At 63.5% G+C, this 14,023-nt stretch carries 18 protein-coding genes and 1 other RNA gene; 8 read left to right on the forward strand and 11 right to left on the reverse strand.

All coding sequences use genetic code 11. The annotated features are described in order from the left end of the window. Positions 1 to 34 precede the first annotated feature (34 nt). From CK226_RS01575 to CK226_RS01585, 3 genes are all read right to left on the reverse strand, one after another. The gene (locus tag CK226_RS01575; RefSeq protein WP_095790835.1) at positions 35 to 922 is read right to left on the reverse strand and encodes an RNA polymerase sigma factor; all 888 of its coding nucleotides are present in this window, start codon (positions 920 to 922) and stop codon (positions 35 to 37) included. Between the two features lie 31 nt (positions 923 to 953). Beyond that, positions 954 to 1,259 carry a hypothetical protein gene (locus CK226_RS01580; protein WP_095790836.1) on the reverse strand — a complete coding sequence of 102 codons (306 nt, stop codon included), beginning with the start codon at positions 1,257 to 1,259 and terminating at the stop codon, positions 954 to 956. A 127-nt stretch (positions 1,260 to 1,386) separates the two neighbouring features. Then, positions 1,387 to 1,824: a helix-turn-helix domain-containing protein gene (locus CK226_RS01585; RefSeq protein ID WP_095774041.1), complete on the reverse strand. Its 438-nt coding sequence runs from the start codon at positions 1,822 to 1,824 to the stop codon at positions 1,387 to 1,389. Positions 1,825 to 1,974: 150 nt separating this feature from the next. On the opposite strand from CK226_RS01585, the gene CK226_RS01590 reads away from it, so the two are divergent. After that, positions 1,975 to 3,771, forward strand: coding sequence for a chloride channel protein (locus CK226_RS01590; protein ID WP_095790837.1), 1,797 nt, complete (start codon positions 1,975 to 1,977; stop codon positions 3,769 to 3,771). On the opposite strand, the gene CK226_RS01595 is transcribed toward CK226_RS01590, so the two are convergent. The 4 genes from CK226_RS01595 to CK226_RS01610 form a co-directional block, all read right to left on the reverse strand. Next, the gene (locus CK226_RS01595) at positions 3,768 to 3,995 is read right to left on the reverse strand and encodes a ribbon-helix-helix domain-containing protein (protein WP_095773992.1); all 228 of its coding nucleotides are present in this window, start codon (positions 3,993 to 3,995) and stop codon (positions 3,768 to 3,770) included. The genes CK226_RS01590 and CK226_RS01595 overlap by 4 nt on opposite strands. 24 nt (positions 3,996 to 4,019) lie before the next feature. Further along, complete coding sequence (locus CK226_RS01600; RefSeq protein WP_019859033.1) at positions 4,020 to 4,214, reverse strand: DUF4169 family protein; 195 nt, start codon at positions 4,212 to 4,214, stop codon at positions 4,020 to 4,022. Between the two features lie 16 nt (positions 4,215 to 4,230). Continuing rightward, positions 4,231 to 4,767 carry an SspB family protein gene (locus tag CK226_RS01605; protein WP_010910193.1) on the reverse strand — a complete coding sequence of 179 codons (537 nt, stop codon included), beginning with the start codon at positions 4,765 to 4,767 and terminating at the stop codon, positions 4,231 to 4,233. A gap of 146 nt (positions 4,768 to 4,913) precedes the next feature. Then, the gene (locus CK226_RS01610) at positions 4,914 to 5,603 is read right to left on the reverse strand and encodes a TetR/AcrR family transcriptional regulator (protein WP_095773994.1); all 690 of its coding nucleotides are present in this window, start codon (positions 5,601 to 5,603) and stop codon (positions 4,914 to 4,916) included. Between the two features lie 187 nt (positions 5,604 to 5,790). Here CK226_RS01610 and CK226_RS01615 point away from each other — a divergent pair, with 187 nt between their 5' ends. After that, positions 5,791 to 6,996, forward strand: coding sequence for a multidrug effflux MFS transporter (locus CK226_RS01615; protein WP_095790838.1), 1,206 nt, complete (start codon positions 5,791 to 5,793; stop codon positions 6,994 to 6,996). Positions 6,997 to 7,041: 45 nt separating this feature from the next. Here CK226_RS01615 and CK226_RS01620 read toward each other — a convergent pair whose 3' ends face one another. Together CK226_RS01620 and ssrA are read right to left on the reverse strand one after the other, a co-directional pair. Further along, a complete protein-coding gene (locus tag CK226_RS01620) occupies positions 7,042 to 7,593 on the reverse strand; it encodes an AAA family ATPase (RefSeq protein WP_095790839.1) in 552 nt (183 codons plus the stop codon). A 113-nt stretch (positions 7,594 to 7,706) separates the two neighbouring features. Next, positions 7,707 to 8,067: a transfer-messenger RNA gene (gene ssrA, locus CK226_RS01625) on the reverse strand. A 170-nt stretch (positions 8,068 to 8,237) separates the two neighbouring features. Here ssrA and CK226_RS01630 point away from each other — a divergent pair. Both CK226_RS01630 and CK226_RS01635 read left to right on the forward strand, forming a co-directional pair. After that, on the forward strand, positions 8,238 to 8,549 hold the full coding sequence (locus CK226_RS01630) for a DUF2853 family protein (RefSeq protein ID WP_032930772.1): 312 nt from the start codon (positions 8,238 to 8,240) through the stop codon (positions 8,547 to 8,549). Between the two features lie 157 nt (positions 8,550 to 8,706). Next, complete coding sequence (locus CK226_RS01635; protein WP_095773998.1) at positions 8,707 to 9,501, forward strand: thymidylate synthase; 795 nt, start codon at positions 8,707 to 8,709, stop codon at positions 9,499 to 9,501. A 66-nt stretch (positions 9,502 to 9,567) separates the two neighbouring features. Here CK226_RS01635 and CK226_RS01640 read toward each other — a convergent pair whose 3' ends face one another. Continuing rightward, positions 9,568 to 9,777 carry a molybdopterin-binding protein gene (locus CK226_RS01640; RefSeq protein WP_095774042.1) on the reverse strand — a complete coding sequence of 70 codons (210 nt, stop codon included), beginning with the start codon at positions 9,775 to 9,777 and terminating at the stop codon, positions 9,568 to 9,570. Positions 9,778 to 9,988: 211 nt separating this feature from the next. Here CK226_RS01640 and modA point away from each other — a divergent pair, with 211 nt between their 5' ends. The 4 genes from modA (at position 9,989) to CK226_RS01660 (ending at position 13,050) form a co-directional block, all read left to right on the forward strand. Continuing rightward, complete coding sequence (gene modA, locus CK226_RS01645; RefSeq protein WP_095787786.1) at positions 9,989 to 10,783, forward strand: molybdate ABC transporter substrate-binding protein; 795 nt, start codon at positions 9,989 to 9,991, stop codon at positions 10,781 to 10,783. A gap of 20 nt (positions 10,784 to 10,803) precedes the next feature. Then, entirely contained in the window at positions 10,804 to 11,508 is a 705-nt protein-coding gene (modB, locus tag CK226_RS01650) for a molybdate ABC transporter permease subunit (protein ID WP_095787787.1), read from the forward strand. Then, positions 11,505 to 12,617, forward strand: coding sequence for a molybdenum ABC transporter ATP-binding protein (gene modC, locus CK226_RS01655; RefSeq protein WP_095774001.1), 1,113 nt, complete (start codon positions 11,505 to 11,507; stop codon positions 12,615 to 12,617). Before modB ends, modC begins: the two co-directional genes overlap by 4 nt. Positions 12,618 to 12,708: 91 nt before the next feature. After that, on the forward strand, positions 12,709 to 13,050 hold the full coding sequence (locus tag CK226_RS01660) for a winged helix-turn-helix domain-containing protein (RefSeq protein ID WP_010910183.1): 342 nt from the start codon (positions 12,709 to 12,711) through the stop codon (positions 13,048 to 13,050). 129 nt (positions 13,051 to 13,179) lie between these two features. Here the strand turns inward: CK226_RS01660 and cobF are convergent, their stop codons facing one another. After that, positions 13,180 to 13,944 (reverse strand): precorrin-6A synthase (deacetylating), encoded by a 765-nt coding sequence (cobF, locus tag CK226_RS01665; protein ID WP_095790840.1) that lies wholly within the window; start codon positions 13,942 to 13,944, stop codon positions 13,180 to 13,182. Positions 13,945 to 14,023 lie beyond the last annotated feature (79 nt).

Below are 14,023 nucleotides of genomic sequence, written 5' to 3' on the forward strand. Positions count from 1 at the left end.
CGGTTGCGCGAAGCCTTCCCGTTCCGAAATCGTGTTAGAGAACGAGCATCTCGGCACTGTCAGCGACATAGCGGGCGTGGCGGAAATCGCGGATGGCGGCAAGCCTGCCGTCCTGCCAGGCCAGCAGGATGAAATAGGCGGGTCGCGCCGTCGGGTCGTTGGGATTGCGGACGAGGATTGCCGGCCTGTCTTCAACGAAGCCGGGTACGAGATGCCAATCCTGCACCTTGGAATAGTTGCCGAAATAGGTGCCGACTTCCTTGCTGCCGTTGAGCCGTGCCCTGGCCACCAGTTCCAGCCGCACCTCTTCAGCCAGCATATCGCGCACCGCGTCGAAATCACGGGCATTGAAGCGATCGATATAGGCGTTGAGCAACTGACGTTCCGTGGCGCTCAGTCTCGGGAGAGGGCGGTCGTCGGGCTCGTGCGCAATCTGGCGCAGCCGGTCGCGGCCGCGATGCAGCGCGGCCTTGACCGCGGGGATGCTGGTATCGAGCGTGGCGCTGATCTCCTGCAGGGAGTAGCCCAGAACGTCCATCATGATGACGCTGCTTCGCTGCGTGACGGGAAGGCGCATGAAGGTATGCAGCCCCGCAGAAGCGGCCTGGCGATCGATGGTGGGATTCGCCGGGTCGACGATCATGTCCAAATCCTCGTCGGAATAGGCCTGTTCGCGGGTGCGGCGGCGCAGGAAATCGAGCGCCGTATTGTGGGCTATGCGAAACAGCCAGCCTTCCGGATTGGCGATCGGGCCGGCACCGGGCAAGGCCTCGATCGCCTTGGCCAGCGCCTCCTGCAACACATCCTCGCCATCGAAGACCGAGCCCGTAATGCGAGCACAGTAGCGGTGCAGCTTGGGGCGCGATTCCCCAAACAGGCGCTCGAAGAGCCCACGCTGCCCGCCGGGAATGGGAATGTTCATGAGCCTCCGTTCTGCGCCTCGTCTGCCTCGATCAGGCATCCAGCATCCGGTAGCTGCCTATCACGGCCATCTCGTCGCGTTGCGGAGATTCGCTGCAGCGATCCCCGAAGCCGCTTTGAAAAGCCTTGAATGTGGCCAGGCCGGTGATGCTATCAGAATGCGCATCGGTTTGCGTTTCGACCAGATGGATGAATGTCCCATCGGCGGCGCGCAACGTCAGGTAGCGGACGCCGTCCGGCGATTTGTTGCGCAATTCCCGGAAAACGGCCTGGATCAGCCGCTCGTTCTCATCGGCTCGTTCGGGCTTCATCTTGTAGCGTATCAGATGGCGTTTCATCGCTGGTCTTCCTCTCGATTGCCTTGCGCGCCCTTTGGGCCTCTCATCGCCTAGACGATGCCGGGAAGCCAAAAGATGCGGGCACCCGAAAAATAAAAAGCGCCATTCAGCGCAGGATGCCGAAGCGTCACTCGCGGCCCTGATCGAGCAGACGCCTCAGCATGGGCTCGATGCGCGAAAGCTCGTCGAGATGCGCCGCCGACAGTTCGGCCAGGCGATCGTCGGCGCGTTCGGTCAGCCGCAGCAGCACGCGGCGATGGTCGTCCTTGTCCTGATCGCGCACGACCATGCCGGCTTCACTCAGGCGGTTGACCAGCTCGACGGCGCTGTGATGGCGGATGCGCAGGCGCTCCGCCAGATCGCCGACCGTCATCGGTCCGCCGCCCGGATAGCCCTTGATCGCCAGCAAGGCCTGATGCTGGCGCGGCGTCAGCCCGGCGTCTTCGGCCTGCAGCTGGCTGAATTCGAGGAAGCGGCGGATCAGATAGCGAAACTCCGACAGCCGCTGGTAGTCGGCCAATTCGATGGTGGGGCGAGATTTCCTGGGCTGCGTCATTCCCGACATTTGTTCCATTCCGGCCAAAGGCTCAAACGGTTTTGATGGAGAACCAGCTTGAATTTATATCGTGTTACGATACATAGCGAGCCGACACAGCCGGCCGGCGTCTTCGCCGTGCCGCGTATTCGAGATCCGGCCGTCGCCAGAAAGCCCGCCATGAAGCTCTCCGAAAACAACCATCTCAGGGATTTCACCACCGATGCGCGGGTGCTGACCATCGCTACCATCGCCGTGGTGGTCGCCACGGCTGGGCTGTTCGCCGGCATCGTGCTTTTGAAACTGATCCGGCTTGCCACCAACATTGCCTATTTTGGCCAGTTCACGTTCGCCGATCTGAAATTGCAGGATACGCCGCTTGGGCTTGCAGCGGTGGTGGTGCCGGTCATCGGCGCCCTGATCATCGGGCTGATGGCGCGCTACGGCAGCGAGAAGATCCGTGGCCATGGCATTCCCGAAGCGATCGAGGCGATCCTGCTCGGGCGCTCGAAACTCGATGCCAAGGTTGCGATCCTGAAGCCGTTGTCGTCGGCGATCTCGATCGGCTCAGGCGGGCCGTTCGGCGCCGAAGGCCCAATCATCATGACCGGCGGCGCGATCGGCTCGCTGATCGCGCAGATGCTGCCGGTCACCGACAATGAACGCAAGACGCTACTGGTGGCTGGCGCGGCAGCGGGCATGACCACCGTGTTCGGCACGCCGATCGCGGCCATCATGCTGGCGGTGGAACTGCTGCTGTTCGAATGGACGCCGCGCTCCTTCATTCCCGTGGCGGTTGCCGCGATCATTGCCGAGGTCGAGCGCACCGTGCTGCATTTGCCTGGGCCGATCTTTCCGTTTCAGGGCGGCATGGCGATCTCGTTCACCGGGCTTGGCGGCTGGGTTCTGGTCGGCATCTGCGCCGGCCTGCTGTCGGGGCTGCTCACCCAGATGGTCTATGCCTGCGAGGACGCCTTCCAGAAACTGCCCATCCACTGGATGTGGTGGCCGATGATCGGCGGCCTGGTGGTCGGCATTGGCGGGCTGATCGAGCCGCGGGCGCTTGGCGTCGGTTACGACAACATCGCCGACATGCTGGATGGCCGCACGCTCGCGGCCGCCGCGCTGCTGCTGTTGGTGGTCAAGGCCATCATCTGGTCGGTGGCGCTCGGTTCGGGAACATCAGGGGGCGTGCTGGCGCCGCTGCTGATCATGGGTGGCGCAATGGGTGCGGTGCTCGCCGGCATCCTGCCCGCGGCGGATCCGGGCTTCTGGGCCCTGCTTGCGATGTCGGCGACCATGGGCGGCACGATGCGGGCGCCGCTGACGGCGACGTTCTTTGCCGTGGAACTGACTGGCAACACGCATGTGCTGGTGCCGCTGATCGCGGCTTGTGCCGCGGCGCACGCCGTCACCGTGCTCCTGATGAAACGGTCGATCCTGACCGAGAAGATCGCCAGGCGCGGGCACCACCTCGTGCGCGAATACCGCGTCGACCCGTTCGCGCTGACCAGGGTGCGCGAGGTGATGACGGTGCAGGTCGAGAGCGTGCCGGCGACGATGACGCTGCATGGCGCGGCGGCGTTCCTGACCGCGCCGCAAACCCGGCATCCGAGCTTCCCGGTCATCGACGAGAACAGGCGGGTGCTCGGCCTCATCGATCCGCCGGCGATCCTGCGCTGGCGCCGTGCCGGCAAGCACAGGACGACGACGCTCGGCGACCTGCTTGCTGGAAGCAAGGTGACGCTTGCCTATCCCGACGAGTATCTCGAAGGCCTCTCCGACAAGCTGTTGATGGCCAATGTCTCGCATCTACCGGTCGTGACCCGCGAAAGCCTGCAACTGATCGGCTATGTCGGCTGGAAGGACCTGATGCGCGTGCGGTCGAGGAAACAGGCCGAGGAACGCGACCGTTCGACCTTGCTTGGCTTCGGCACCAGGCGCGGGAGAAAGGCGGACGCGGTCGAAGGCGTCTAGCCCAAGCCAGTTCCGCGCTTCGCCCATTCCAGGACATGAAGCCGCAGCGCCGAGGACAGGTTGGTGTCGCGGGGCCGCGTCTCATCGACTTCGGCGACGAGTGCGGCCAGCGTCAGCTTTCTCGCCGCCGCGATGGCGACGAGGTCGTCATAGAAGGGCTTTTCGAGGGAATAGCTGGTGCGATGGCCGCGAATGGTCACCGAACGCTTTTCGACGACGCTCACGGCCGGAGACTCACTGCCGGAGACTCACTGCTTGTCCTTGCCGGACGGGTCGAGGCGATGGCCGGCGACAAATTTTTCGGCCTTGTCGGCATTCAGCCGGTCGCGTTGCTTGTCCGCCTTGGAACGGCCATGCAGGGCCCGGTTCTGTTCGGCGACACGCGTTTTCTCGTCCCGCGCCTTCTGCTTGCGAGCCTGGCGGAGATTGACGATGTCGGCCATGGCGCGGACCGCGAAGCTATTTCTTGCGGAAGGCGTCGAGCGAAACCACTTCGGCGCCCTTGGCGCCGGCCTCGGTCGCGGCGGGCTTCTTCTCCGGCTCGGCTGCAGCCTTCTTCTCGGCCTTCGGCTTCTTCTCGGAAACGATGGTCAGCGGCTCGGACGCCGGCTGGGCCGGTTCCTCTTCAGGCTGCGCATCGGTCTTGACGTCGAACTCGAGCTCGAAATTCACCGAGGGATCATAGAAGCCACGCACGGCCGAGAACGGGATTTCAAGTTTCTCCGGCACGTCGGAGAAGGACAGGCCAACCTCGAAGCCGGTGTCGGTCACCTTGAGGTCCCAGTACTGGAACTGGATGACGATGGTCATCTGCTCGGGATAGCGCTCGCGCAGGCGCGACGACACGCGCACGCCGGGCGCGCCGGTCAGGAAGGTGATGAAGAAATGATGGTTGCCGGGGAGGCCGGTGCGTGCGACCTCGGCCAGGACCTTGCGCATGACGCCGCGCAACGCCTCCTGGGCCAGAATGTCGTAGCGGATGTGGTCGTCGGCCATGTGGTGGTCGGGTTCCGTTGAATCGTCCGCATAGCTGTAATCAAGCTTGAGCGCGGCGTAAACCTGATATAGCCCACCGTCACGTCGAAGCGAGGACTATTGCCAACGATTTGATCGGCAAGGCGGCTTTGCGGCAACCGCAAATGTTATGCGTTGGCCAGCGCAGTGTGCTTTTTGACGTTGCCCGGGGAAGGGCGCCTGCCAAAAGCGCGCAGGAAGGTGCGCACGCCATTCGTCGCCGATTGCACCACTTCGTCCTCACGCGGCGTGCCGCCGAGCATGAAGGTGGTCTGCAGTTCGGCATTGACCAGGCCGAAGAACTGGCGCGCCGCGACGTCGGGGTCATCGATGGTGAGGTAACCGCCATAGGCGAGGCGGGCGAAGCGGGCGGCGATTGCCGGCCACGTCGTGCCCGGACCCTGTTCGCGCCATTCGGCAAACAGTTGGGGGTAGCGTTCGCCTTCGGTCTGGATCAGCTTGCGCAGGAATTTTCCGTCGCGGTTGCAGATGCAGTTCTGATTCAGGCGCACGGCAAAGCCGATCAAATCCGCTTCGAGATCGCCGGGCTGGTCAGGGAAGGTGGCAATGGTGGCGAAGATGCCGACATTGCAGCGATCCGTGAGGTCGCGCACCACGGCCATGAAGAGCTTTTCCTTGTCGCCATGGTGGTTGTAGACGGTCTGGCGCGAGACGCCGGCCTCCGCGGCGATCAGATCGATATTGGCGCCGGCAAAGCCTTCGCGGCAGAACACGCCGGCGGCGGCGTCGACGATCGACAGGCGCTTGGCCTCATGGCCGCGTGGCGGGGAAGTGTCAGGAGAAACGCTGGCTCTCATCAAAATCTATATAGAGGTGATTGACGATTTAGACAAGACTGTCTAAATTTATGGACATGCGATTAAGAGATTTCGCGCCGGGAGACGACAAGATTCGCTGCTGGAGTGTCGGAAGCTCACGGGATGGAACGTCCTAGGTCAGACGTCGCCTGGCGGCGGCAACCAGATTTCGAAAGAAGCCAATATCATGAGTGCCAAATTCCTCCGCATCGCGGTCGTGCTCGGTCTGTTGTCCGCCATCGGCCCGTTCGCGATCGACATGTATCTTCCCGCTTTGCCGTCGATCGGCGCGGATCTGCACGCCGGCACCGCCGCCGTGCAGATGAGCCTGCTGATCTTCTTCCTGTCGATGGGCTTCGGCCAGATCGTCGTCGGGCCGATCTCCGACATGGTCGGCCGAAAGCTGCCGCTCTATGGCGGTCTTGCGCTGTTCATGGTCGGCGGCATCGGTTCGGCAATGGCGCCGACCATCGAGTGGCTGATCGCCTTCCGCTTCCTGCAGGGCCTTGGCGCCAGCGCCGGCATGGCCGTGCCGCGTGCCATCGTGCGCGACTTGCACACCGGCAATGAGGCGGCCAAGCTGATGTCGTTGCTGATGCTGGTGTTTTCGGTGTCGCCGATCCTGGCGCCGCTGACCGGCAGCCAGATCATCGAGAATTTCGGCTGGCGCGCCGTGTTCTGGACGGTGACCGGTGCGGCAGCCCTTGCCACCATCCTGCTCGCGACATCGCTCAAGGAAACGCGGCCGGCGGCAGAGCGCGTCGGTTCTTCCTTCGGCACCGCGCTTGCCGGCTACCGGTTCCTGATGGGCGACCGCAACTTCCTTGGCCTGGTGGCGATCGCCGGCTTCGGCATTGCGAGCTTCTTCGTCTATCTGTCGAGTTCGTCCTTCATCCTGATCGACCATTACGGGCTGTCGCCTTCGGTCTACAGCGTGTTCTTCTCGATCAACGCGGTGGCCTTCATCGGCATGTCGCAGCTGACGGGACTGCTGGCCGAGCGTTTCGGGCTGCGGCGCGTGGTGCGCGTCGCGGTCACCGGCTACGCCTCGACGATGGTGGTGCTGCTGGCGATCATGGCGACGGGCGTCGACCGGCTCGACGTGATGGCGGCCCTGCTGTTCGTCGGCTACGGCTTCCTCGGCCTGGTCATCCCGACCACCTCGGTGCTGGCCATGGAAGAACATGGCGAGATCGCCGGCACGGCCTCGGCGCTGATGGGCACGCTGCACTTCGCCATCGGCGCGCTCGCCATGGGCGTCGCCGGCGTGTTCTTCGACGGCACGCCGCTGCCGATGGTCGCCGGCATCACGCTCTGCGCGGTGATTTCCTTCACGCTGGCAAAGGTCACGCTCGGCCGCTCGCGCGAGGCGGTCGAAGCGCCGGCGGAATAGGCATTGCTCGCAAGCGCACGAAAAGGCCGGGTTCCCCCGGCCTTTTCATTTCAGCCCTGCCTCGGCCAATACGAAACGCAACCGTGTCTCGACTGGCGCCAGGGGCAGCGGAACCAGCTCGTAACCCAGCTCCACATAGACGCCGGCCAGCGCATGGTAAGTGCGCTCGGCCTCGTCTGATGTCTGCTTGCGCTCTTGATCCTGCATGAAAATGCCAGGCCAGGGCGGGGCGATGAACACGCGCGGATTGTAGCGGAAGCGCTTGATGGCGGTGCTGATGTGTTCTGCCACGGGCAGGCCGCTCAGCCTGAGATAGCCGAGCGTGTCCGGCAAGCCGCGATCGAAGAAGACCGGTCCCTTCTGTTCGACCGCGTTCCGATATGAGCGCATTTCCCACGACAGCATGAGTTCGGCGAACAGCGCGCGGTCGCTCCAGAGCAGGGCGGTTCCGCCTATCGAGGACTGGTCGCGGATGATGCCGCGCCCGGCTTCGACTGAAGTCGCAAAGCCCGCCCCGCGCAGGGCTTCGATCAAAGTGGTCTTGCCGGAGCCCGGGCCACCGGTCAGCACGAAGAATCGATCGGAATCGTTTTGCATTCTTGTCCATGGAGAAAGAGGCACGTGATGCGGCTTCGCGGCAAATGGGCCGTACGAAGTCCGGACGGCAAAAGGCGGCCGTTGCGCGTGACGTGGATTGAGGCAGGGGAAGAAGTGGAGGTTTCTGTTGCCAGGTACCTCCGAACCCCGCCTAGAAGTGCGAACCCCTAGGGCTTGATTTGAAGCTATCGCACTGCATTAAGCAGCGAGACGTGCTTCCGCATAGTTGTCGTTGGCAACTATAAGTTTAGCCCGATGACGGTGGTACAATGCCGGGCAAAAGTACGATCTTTACACCTTCGTCGATCCTATTTCGCCCCCAGCAAAAACCGCTCTGTCGTCAACAGCGGCTTTTGGTGGAGGCGCCGGGTACCGCCCCCGGGTCCGAACGGCTTATTTCATCGCCCATTTATCGCCATAGTCGGTCAAGCCGACAAATCGAATATAGGGGGCGTTCGCCGGAAATGAAAGGCCGGAGTGAGGCTTTGCCCCTGTGGTCAAATCGCGACGGCAAGGGTTGACTTGGGCGCGGTCTCAACGGAAGCTTTGCGAGCGGTGAGGAGTTACCGACCTAGCGCACAAGTTGCGAAGCGCGCCACAGCCCTCATCGATCGGATCCGTGGCGCCGACGAGGGGAATTTTTGATGGCCGACTATCTTGCGGATGTGAAGAAATACGACGCGGGCGCCAGCGCCGACGCGGTCGAAAAGATCGTCAAGCATCTGGGCATTGCGCTGAGGAACCGCGATTCCTCGCTGGTATCCTGCACCGACCCGAAGGAGCTCGAGCGCGTCAAGGAGAGCTGGGTGGCCAAAAAGCTCGGCGTCAGCGACGGGGCGAAGGCCGACGCCTCGATCGAGAAGACCTGCAAGGCGATGCACGCCGACAACACCAAGAGCCGCGTGACCTTTTACTACCTGGTGGCCAAGGATCTGGGCAAACTCGGCGCGCTCTGACGATCGCGCGTCAATTTGCGAAGGCCGGCGCCGGCGTTGCGGCCAGCCACTTTCTCCCCGCTCACGCAATGCGCAGGTCCGATTAGCGCCGTTTTGCTGTGTTCGACCGCCGGACTGGTCGCTATAATATGCGCACACTCGAATCGAGCTGGAACCGATGCGCCAATATCTCGACCTCTTGCAGCACGTGCTGGACAATGGCGCCGATCGCGCCGACCGCACCGGCACCGGCACGCGCTCCGTCTTCGGCTACCAGATGCGTTTCGACCTGGCGCGCGGCTTTCCGGTCACCACGACCAAGAAGTTGCACCTGAAGTCGATCATCCATGAGCTCCTGTGGTTCCTGGCCGGCGACACCAACATCAAATACCTGACTGACCACGGCGTCACCATCTGGGACGAATGGGCCGACGAGAATGGCGACCTTGGCCCCGTTTACGGCAAGCAGTGGCGTTCCTGGCCGGACGGCCATGGCGGCTCGATCGACCAGATCGCGGGCCTTCTCAAGGAGATACGCCGCAATCCTCAATCGCGCCGGCTGATCGTTTCGGCGTGGAATCCGGCCGAAGTGGAGGCGATGGCGCTGCCGCCCTGCCACTGCCTGTTCCAGTTCTACGTGTCCGAGGGCCGGCTGTCCTGCCAGCTCTACCAGCGTTCGGCCGACATCTTCCTCGGCGTGCCGTTCAACATCGCGTCCTACGCGCTGCTGACGCTGATGGTGGCGCAAGTGACCGGGCTGAAGCCGGGCGATTTCGTCCACACACTGGGCGACGCGCATCTCTATTCGAACCATTTCGAACAGGCGCGCGAGCAATTGCGGCGCACGCCGAGGGCGCTGCCGACAATGTGGATCAATCCGGAGGTGAAGGACCTGTTCGCCTTTCGCTTCGAGGATTTCCGCCTGGAAAACTACGTGGCCGATGCCTCGATCAAGGCGCCGATCGCCGTCTGAAGGATCTCGATATTCAGGTGATGCCGGCCTGATCTGACTCTCAACATGCCTTGAGCTCGACCCCCGTCAGTCGATGCCGACCATCACGTCCGAGGCCTTGACCACGGCATAGGCCGGCTTGCCCTTTTCGAGCTTGAGATCGGCGACCGCCTCGTTGGTGATCGAGGCGGTGACGACGGCGCCGCCGCCAATGTCGATCCTGACATGCGAAGTGGTGGCCCCCTTGACGATTTCGGTGATCGTCCCCTTGAGCACATTGCGGGCGCTGACCTTCATCGGGCTCTCCATTGCTTTTATGCATGCCGTTCTCGCAAAACCGAGGTCGCTTTTGGGCAAGATGCATGAGGGTTTGCCGCTCGTCTTACCAGAACAATCGACGGGGCATGGCGTTTTCGCAAGCCGTCGGGCCTTCCCTTGTTATATTCATGCGGATATATCGATCGACAGGCCTCGCGCCGCACGGATTTCAAACCAGGGAGAGTTTTCGATGACGCGCAAAGGTTTCGGGTTGAGGGCGATCGCCATCGGCGGTCTTGCGGCGACGTTGATGGCTGCGGTGCCGGCAGCACATGCGCAAGACAAGGTCGTGGTGTTTGCCGCAGCCAGCCTCAAGGACGCGCTCGATGCGGTGAACAAGGCCTGCGAGGCCGATGTCGGTGAGGCCGCGACTGTCTCCTATGCGGCAAGCTCGGCACTGGCCAAGCAGATCGAGGGCGGGGCGCCGGCCGACGTCTTCATCTCGGCCGATCTCGACTGGATGAAATATCTTTCCGACAAGAAGCTGACCAAGCCAGACACCGAGGTGAAGCTGCTCGGCAACGAGATCGTGCTGGTGGCGCCGAAGGATTCGAAGGTCGAGGCCAAGATCGAGAAGGGTTTCGACCTCGCCAAGCTGGTCGGCGACGGCAGGCTCGCCATGGGCGACATCAAGGCGGTGCCGGCCGGCAAGTACGGCAAGGCGGCACTGGAATCGCTCGGCGTCTGGTCCTCGGTCGAGGGCAAGGTGGCGCAGGCCGAGAATGTGCGCGCCGCACTCAAGCTGGTTTCGACAGGCGAGGCCGCTCTCGGCATCGTCTATGCCACCGACGCGCATGCCGACAAGGGCGTCAAGGTGATCGGCACCTTCCCGGAGGATTCGCATCCGCCGATTATCTACCCGGTTGCCCAGACCGCCGATTCGAAGGACAAGGATACGACGGCTTTCCTGAAATGCCTGAAGTCCGCCAAGGCCGGCGCGCTCTTCAAGGAACAAGGTTTTACCGTGCTCACGCCGAGCAACTGAACAGGGCCCGATAGCGCAATATGACCTGGCTGGTGGACCTCACTCCCGACGAATGGAATGCGGTCCGGCTGTCCATCAAGGTGGCGACCGTGGCGATGCTCGCCAGCCTGCCGCCGGGCATAGCCATCGCGCTGCTGCTTGCCCGCGGACAATTCTGGGGCAAGACGCTGCTCAACGGCGTGGTTCATCTGCCGCTGATCCTGCCGCCTGTCGTGACCGGCTATCTCCTGCTTTTGACGTTTGGCAAGCGCGGTCCGGCCGGCGCCTTCCTGGCCGAGCATTTCGGCATCGTCTTCTCGTTTCGCTGGACGGGTGCGGCGCTGGCCTGCGGTGTCATGGGCTTTCCGCTGATGGTGCGGGCAATCCGGCTGTCGATCGAAGCGGTGGACCGCAAGATGGAGGCGGCCGCGGGAACGCTTGGCGCCAATCCTTTGTGGGTGTTCGCCACCATCACGCTGCCGCTGATCCTGCCCGGGCTGATCGCGGGCGCCATCCTGGCCTTCGCCAAGGCGATGGGCGAGTTCGGCGCGACCATCACCTTCGTCTCCAACATCCCCAACGAAACGCAGACGCTGCCCTCGGCGATCTACACTTTCACGCAGGTGCCGGGCGGCGATGAGGGGGCATTGCGGCTGACATTGATCTCGGTCGTCATCTCGATGGCGGCTTTGGTCGCCTCGGAAGTGCTGGCGCTGCGGGTCGGGCGGCAAATGGACATCGAATGAGCGTCCGCGTCGACATCGGCCATCGGCTCGGCGATTTCGCCATCGAGGCACGCTTCGAGAGCGCCGGGCGGCTCACCGCGCTGTTTGGGCCGTCAGGCTCCGGCAAGACCACGCTCATCAACATGATCGCCGGGCTGATCCGGCCCGACAAGGGCCGCATCGAGGTGGAGGGTCGTGCACTGGTCGACACCGATGCCGGCATTTTCGTGCCGAAGCACAGGCGCCGTATCGGCATGGTGTTCCAGGACGCGCGCCTGTTTCCACATATGAGCGTGGCCGGCAATCTGCGTTACGGCCGCTGGTTCACGCCGGCCAAGGAGCGCTACGCCGACATGGATGCCGTCGTCGACCTGCTCGGCATCGGCCCGCTGCTCAACAGGCGCCCGGTGAAGCTCTCGGGCGGCGAGAAGCAGCGCGTGGCGATCGGCCGGGCGCTGCTCGCCAGCCCCAGGCTGTTGCTCATGGACGAGCCGCTGGCCTCGCTCGACGAGGCGCGCAAGGCCGAGATCCTGCCCTATATCGAACGGCTGCGCGATGAGACGAAGATCCCGATCGTCTATGTCAGCCATTCGGTCGCCGAGGTGGCGCGGCTGGCCAGCGACGTGGTGATGCTGGCGCAAGGCAAGGTTGTTGCCAGCGGTCCGACCGATGCGGTGATGCAAAGGCTCGACCTGCTGCCGGCGGAAGAGCGCGGCGAGGGCGGTGCGGTGCTGGACACCAAGGTGCTGCGCCACGACGAGATTTTCGGCATGACCGTGCTCGTCTCGGCCGCCGGTGAGATCCGCGTGCCGCGTCTGGCGATGAAAGCCGGGGCTCCCGTGCGTGTCCGCATCCGGGCCCGTGATGTTATGATCGCCGCGGAGAAGCCGACAGGCCTCAGTGCGCTCAACATCCTGCCTGGCACGATCGTTGCGATCCGCCCGGGCGAAGGGCCGGCGGTCGAGGTCGACATCGATTGCAATGGCGCAACGGTGCTCGCCCGCATCACCGAACAGTCGCGGCAGGCGCTGGAATTGCGGCTCGGCGGCAAGGTTTTCGCTGTGGTCAAGACAGTGAGTTTCGACCGGGCCAACACCGGCGCCGGCCTGCCGCTCGAGGTCGATGGCTGACAGAAGCGGCGTTCGCCGCTATATTGATTTGGAATAACGGTATCGCTGAAGTGGCTTCGGCAGGAGTCCTGGCGACCGCGGAGGAGCAAAGATGCCATCGCTGAGCTTGCGGATAAATCTCGATCCCGACGGGCGGATCGGTCCGGGCAAGATCGAGCTTCTGGAGCAGATCGCCACCTTCGGCTCGATCTCGGCCGCCGCGCGCGGCATGGAGATGTCCTACAAGCACGCCTGGGATCTGGTGGAGGACATGAACCGGGTGTTCGGCAAGCCGCTGGTCGCCGCGCAGACCGGAGGCCGCAAGGGCGGCGGCGCGCAGCTGACGGCCATTGGCCTGGCGGTGGTCAGCCGTTTCCGCGCCATCGAACGTGCGGCCACTGCGGCAGCGGCGACGCATATGGATGCGCTGCAGGCGGAGATCGATGCGGGCTGAGAGGCGGGGGCGGTAGGGCAGTAGGGCAGTAGGGCAGTAGGGATTGCGGCCCAACTCTTCGCCGTCGGAGATTTTCGTTTCCAAATCTGCCTTAACGCGCGTCTAAGTTAGAATTTCACTGCCTACTGCCTATTCTTCCGGCTTGCGCAGCAGATAGGTGTCCATGATCCAGCCCTTTTGCCGGCGGGCTTGCTCGCGGACCTTTTCGATCTCGGCGCCGACATCGCCGAGGCGACCGGAGACGATGATCTCGTCCGGCGTGCCGAGATAGGCGCCCCAATGGATGATGACATCCGGGTCGGCGACTGTGTTGAAGGCGCATTTGCCGTCCAGCATGACGACTGTGCTGCCGGCATTGCTGGCCAGACCTTCTTCGGTCAGCCTGCGGCCGGTGGTGACCAGGAACGAATCGCCGATGCGGTTCAGTGCCATTTTGTGGCTGGCGGCAAGCGCCTGGATGGCGGTGATGCCGGGGATGACTTCCAGTTCGAAGGCGACATTGTTCCTCAGGCGCACGCGCTCGAGGATGCGCAGCGCGCTGTCGTAGAGCGAAGGATCGCCCCAGATCAGGAAGGCGCCGCAGCCATCCTCGGCGATCTCGTCGCGGATCAGGGCTTCGTAGATGGCAGCGATGGCTTCGTGCCAGTCGTCGACGGTCGAGCGGTAGGAAGACGTCGGTTCGGCGCGGACCGGCACGCCGAATTCGACGCGGCGCGATTTCGGGTTGCTGACGAAGCGGTCGCAGATCTCGCGCCGCAATTCGGCAAGGTCGTTCTTCTTGGCGCCCTTGTCGGGGATGAACAGCACATCGGCACGGTTCAAGCCCGATATGGCCTGAACCGTCATGTGGTCGGGGTTGCCGGCGCCGATGCCGATGACGAGAAGCTTGCGCATGGGCCGAACTCCTGCCCGATCGGAAGCTGTTAGTCCAGACCGCTGGCATGTCCAGGCCGGTGTGGCGTAGTCACGCAAG

The organism is Mesorhizobium sp. WSM4311 (assembly GCF_002295115.1).
In the GTDB taxonomy this organism is placed as follows: domain Bacteria; phylum Pseudomonadota; class Alphaproteobacteria; order Rhizobiales; family Rhizobiaceae; genus Mesorhizobium.